The following is a 3,903-nucleotide window of genomic DNA, read 5'->3' on the forward strand; positions in this document are numbered from 1 at the left end:
GAACATCCCGAAACGGGATTTGTGGAGAGCCCGGTGCCCGGAGACGGGCACGCCGGGTTCGGGAGGCGGCTCGGGGAAACCCACTGGCGGAGACGCCAGCAGGGCGCCCCGAGTCGACCTCACCGACGGCCCTGAACTGCTTGAGCTTTCCGATGGCTCGCTCCACAGTGTTGCGATCTTTGTACCGTGCCTTGTCGAAGCCTGGGGGCCGTCCGCCGCGTGACCCCCGGCGCAGGCGGGCGGCCTTGTGGTCCTTCTTCTCTGGGATCACGTGCCGGATACCGCGTTTGCGTAGGTAGGCGCGGATCTTGCGATTGCTGTACGCCTTGTCAGCGCCCACGCTGTCCGGGGTGCGGCGGGGACGCCCGAGCCCTGTGCGGGGAACGCGGATCTTGTCCATGACGGGTTCGAACTGGGTACAGTCCGCTCGCTGCCCCGGGGTGACGAGCAGAGACAACGGACGGCAGCTGCCCTCCGCTACGACGTGGATTTTGGTGGTCAGGCCGCCGCGGGAGCGGCCGAGGGCCTCGCCTGATGCACCAGCAGGAGCCGCAGGTTGATGTGCGCATGCAGGTGAACTGATCTTTGTGGCGCCCCCTTTGAGGAGCTGGGTAGGGTGGGTGGCGGGTTCTTGGGCGCGCCGGCGGCGTGCTGGTGGGCCCGCACGGATGTGGAGTCGACGTTGACGTTCCAGTCGAGGTCGCTCTCGGCGTCGGCAGCGGCCTGGACGTGCTGGAGGAGCCTCTCCCAAGTGCCGTCGGCCGATCACAGCAAATGTCGCTTGTGGACGGTCTTCCATGGGCCGAAGCGTTCGGGCAGTTCACGCCACTGCACCCCGGTGCTGAGCCGGTGAATGATTCCGTTGATCACTTGACGGTGATCCCGCCACCGGCCGCACCGGTTGTTGCTCACCGGCAGCAGCGGTTCCAGCGCCGCCCACTCAACGTCAGTCAAATCCCCCCTGCTGAGCATGCCCAGAACAACGAACTACCTGATCGAAGAGACACGGCCTAGTTCGTGACCGCGATCACGGGCTCGTGCCGCTGCCGTGCAGATGAGGCATTCCGAATGGGGCGCGGGCTCCAACGCGGGTACGTACAGGGCCGGGAATGGGTCTTCACTGCTCATCAGACCTCCGCTTGAGCTGGAGGAGTCCGTTCTCGACCTTCCGCAGGGTCGCCCGGTTGGGCACGGTGTACGGTCCGCGCGGTACCTCAATCGGTAGCGGCGCCCACGGGGAGAACCAGACCGTTGACCGCCCGGTAAGCAGCAAGTGAGGTCGGGACACGGGGGCGTTGACCTCTGACGTGCCGCCACGTACACGGTTGGGCTTCGGTAGTTCGTCCGCATCGCTGCGGAGATGAGGGTTGGGGGGAGTGCGCTCACGGCTCACGGGCCGCTCCTCTCCGTAGCGCTTCCACTACCAGGGAAGTTCAGCGTCGCCCATGCCTGGGTGTCTCTCAACTTGCTGAATCGGGACGGAAAGAAGGTGACCAGCCTTTGAATCGGAACGAGTTGAACCCGGACGCCTCACGTCAGGCTGCCTACGGAGCGCGTTTACGCAGCCTGCGGGAGGCGCGCGGCTGGACCCAAGAAGCGTTGGCCAGCCGCATGGACTACTCCAGCGTGCACGTGTCAGCCATTGAGAATGGTCGGAAGTCTCCAACCCTACGGTTCTCGCGTAGCGCAGACAGGGCGTTCGGCATCAAGGGCACAGCAGACGCGTTTGAGCGTGAGTACCGCGAGATCAAGTACGACGGCTTACTGGAGGGTTTCCCTGAGTACGTCAAGCACGAGGGCCGGGCGGTGGAGATCCGGCTGTACAACATGGGGATCATCCCTGGTCTGTTGCAGACTCCGGAGTACGCGCGGGTGCTGGCCGATAGCGCCGTGCAGCGGGACGCCATCACACCCGAACAGGCCGAAGACCGAGTCTCGTTCCTGGTGGAGCGACAGGCGGCGCTGGCGCGGCCTCGACCACCCATGATGTTCGTGACCATGGATGAAAGCTGTATCCGTCGGCCTGTCGGCGGGGCCGACGTCATGGGTGCCCAGTTGGCGCATCTGATTGAGTTCGCCAAGTTGCCGAACACGCTGCTACAGGTGGCACCGTGCGAGATAGGAGAGCGCCGCACGTTCGACCTGTCCGTCAACCTCTTGACGCTGCCGGATCGGTCCGTAATCGGCTACGCCGAGTCCCAAGCTCAAGGGAACCTGGACCGAGAAAGTACGTCTGTGCTGCCCATGCTGACGGCTTACCATCAGTTGCAGGCTGAAGCGCTCTCCCAGGCGGCATCAGTGGCCTTGATCGAGCAGTTGCGAAAGGGCTCCCCGTGACGACCGAATCCCCCCGTTGGTTCAAGTCTTCCTACAGCAACAACGGTGGTGACTGCGTCGAGCTCGCCACCAACCTCGTCGTCTCGCGCGGCGTCGTCCCTGTCCGTGACTCCAAGGACCCGAGCGGTCCGGTTCTGGACTTCCCCACCGGTGCGTTCGCCTCCTTCGTGGCCAGCGTCAAGGCCGGAGAGTTTGGCGACGCCTGACCCTTCCCCAACTTGGCCGCGAGCCCCGTCATCCATCACCAGGGACGACGGGGCTTTGCCGTCCCTGCCTACGCGACGAGCGGTCCGCGGACGCGCCGACCGGGATTGATCACGCGGACACGAGCACGCTGGACGGTACCCACGTGGCGGCCGGGGCGTGTTGTCCTTATTCGCATGCAGTCCAGGGCTCGTCGGCCGGGTACCAGGTTCCACAGCGTGGGGTCCGTACCCATCCGACCCCGCCTGTAGCCGTCTACCGGGCATGCAGGCAGGGTGCACGCCCACACCGCCCCGGCACGCGCATGGTCAGGGCCAAGAGGGTCAGGCACATGCCAGCGCACGGTGCCCGTCCGCGCGCCCCGTCCTTCACCCCCATCCGCTCGCGCACTCTGTGTTGTCGCTCGAACGATCCGGGCAAGCCCTTGGTTGGGCACACAGCGCCACTCCCGAGGAGCAGATATGCGCGTCAGACACGCCCTCGCCCCCATCCTCGCAACGGCCGCGCTCATCAGCGGAACCGTCCTCACGACTGCCCCCGCCCACGCAGCGTCGGTCGATGTTTGGACGACGTACACCAGCATCAGTGAGTGCAAGAGCGATCTTCTGCACCTCAACAACCTCTGCTTTGGCCTGATGGACGGTACCGCCCTAGGGCTGATCGACGCGGGCCTCACCGTCGACGAGGCCGACCAGGCGTTGGGCGTCCCCTACGACGACGAGAGGCCCCTACCCGCACCTGAGAGCGCCACCAACCCCGTTGTCGAAGTCTGGAACAACTCCGACATCTATGCCTTCATCGCGGAGGGACCAGCCGAAGCCGAAGAAGCGGCGGGAGCAACTATTTACAGCGTTGCGCCCCACACTGACGCCACCGGGCCCGCCGTTGACTGCTTTGGGTTTTTGCGCCGGTACCGGAGAAAAGCCAACCAGGTATTCGTTGCAAAGCCTGGAGAGACCGAAGCCAACGCCAGCTATCCGACAACCACGTACTGACACACGCTGACATCCGAGCCTCGCGGGTGCTCGGGGCTGGCCGCTTGCGTCACCAGCCGCGCAACCTACGGGGGTCCCTAAGGGCTGTCCCGTCATATCTGGCGGGCGCGCGACGACAGCTACGGCACCTCGCCGCGTTGTCGGAACGTCCACATACACCCAGTAGGCGGACGCTCCTCCGCCTTGCGATGCACCGCATCTGACGCCGCGCGCTGATCCACCAGGTATTACGGGACAGCCCTTAGGCCGTGTCCTACATGGTGAGCTTGAGTAGTCGCTTGTAGCAGCAGAGGGCGGCTGCCAGTCCGAGAAAGGCCAGGTAGTTGCCTGGTCTCCGTTCGTAGCGGTGGTTGAGGCGCCGATATCC

General features: G+C 65.1%; 3 protein-coding genes and 2 pseudogenes. 3 read left to right on the forward strand and 2 right to left on the reverse strand.

Annotated features, from left to right (window positions below):
- Window positions 1-124 precede the first annotated feature (124 nt).
- A pseudogene (locus ACLJWH_RS41805) lies at window positions 125-972 on the reverse strand (IS5 family transposase); the annotation flags it as partial.
- A gap of 528 nt (window positions 973-1,500) precedes the next feature.
- Between ACLJWH_RS41805 and ACLJWH_RS41810 the strand changes: the two are divergent.
- The 3 genes from ACLJWH_RS41810 (at window position 1,501) to ACLJWH_RS41820 (ending at window position 3,536) form a co-directional block, all read left to right on the forward strand.
- The gene (locus ACLJWH_RS41810; protein WP_411147048.1) at window positions 1,501-2,337 is read left to right on the forward strand and encodes a helix-turn-helix domain-containing protein; all 837 of its coding nucleotides are present in this window, start codon (window positions 1,501-1,503) and stop codon (window positions 2,335-2,337) included.
- Window positions 2,334-2,543 (forward strand): DUF397 domain-containing protein, encoded by a 210-nt coding sequence (locus ACLJWH_RS41815; protein WP_411147049.1) that lies wholly within the window; start codon window positions 2,334-2,336, stop codon window positions 2,541-2,543. Before ACLJWH_RS41810 ends, ACLJWH_RS41815 begins: the two co-directional genes overlap by 4 nt.
- Before the next feature lie 459 nt (window positions 2,544-3,002).
- Complete coding sequence (locus ACLJWH_RS41820; protein ID WP_411147050.1) at window positions 3,003-3,536, forward strand: hypothetical protein; 534 nt, start codon at window positions 3,003-3,005, stop codon at window positions 3,534-3,536.
- A 253-nt stretch (window positions 3,537-3,789) separates the two neighbouring features.
- Here the strand turns inward: ACLJWH_RS41820 and ACLJWH_RS41825 are convergent.
- Window positions 3,790-3,903: pseudogene (locus ACLJWH_RS41825) on the reverse strand (IS5/IS1182 family transposase); the annotation flags it as partial.

The sequence above is a fragment of the Streptomyces sp. x-80 genome (assembly GCF_046549095.1).
In the GTDB taxonomy this organism is placed as follows: Bacteria; Actinomycetota; Actinomycetes; order Streptomycetales; family Streptomycetaceae; genus Streptomyces; species Streptomyces celluloflavus.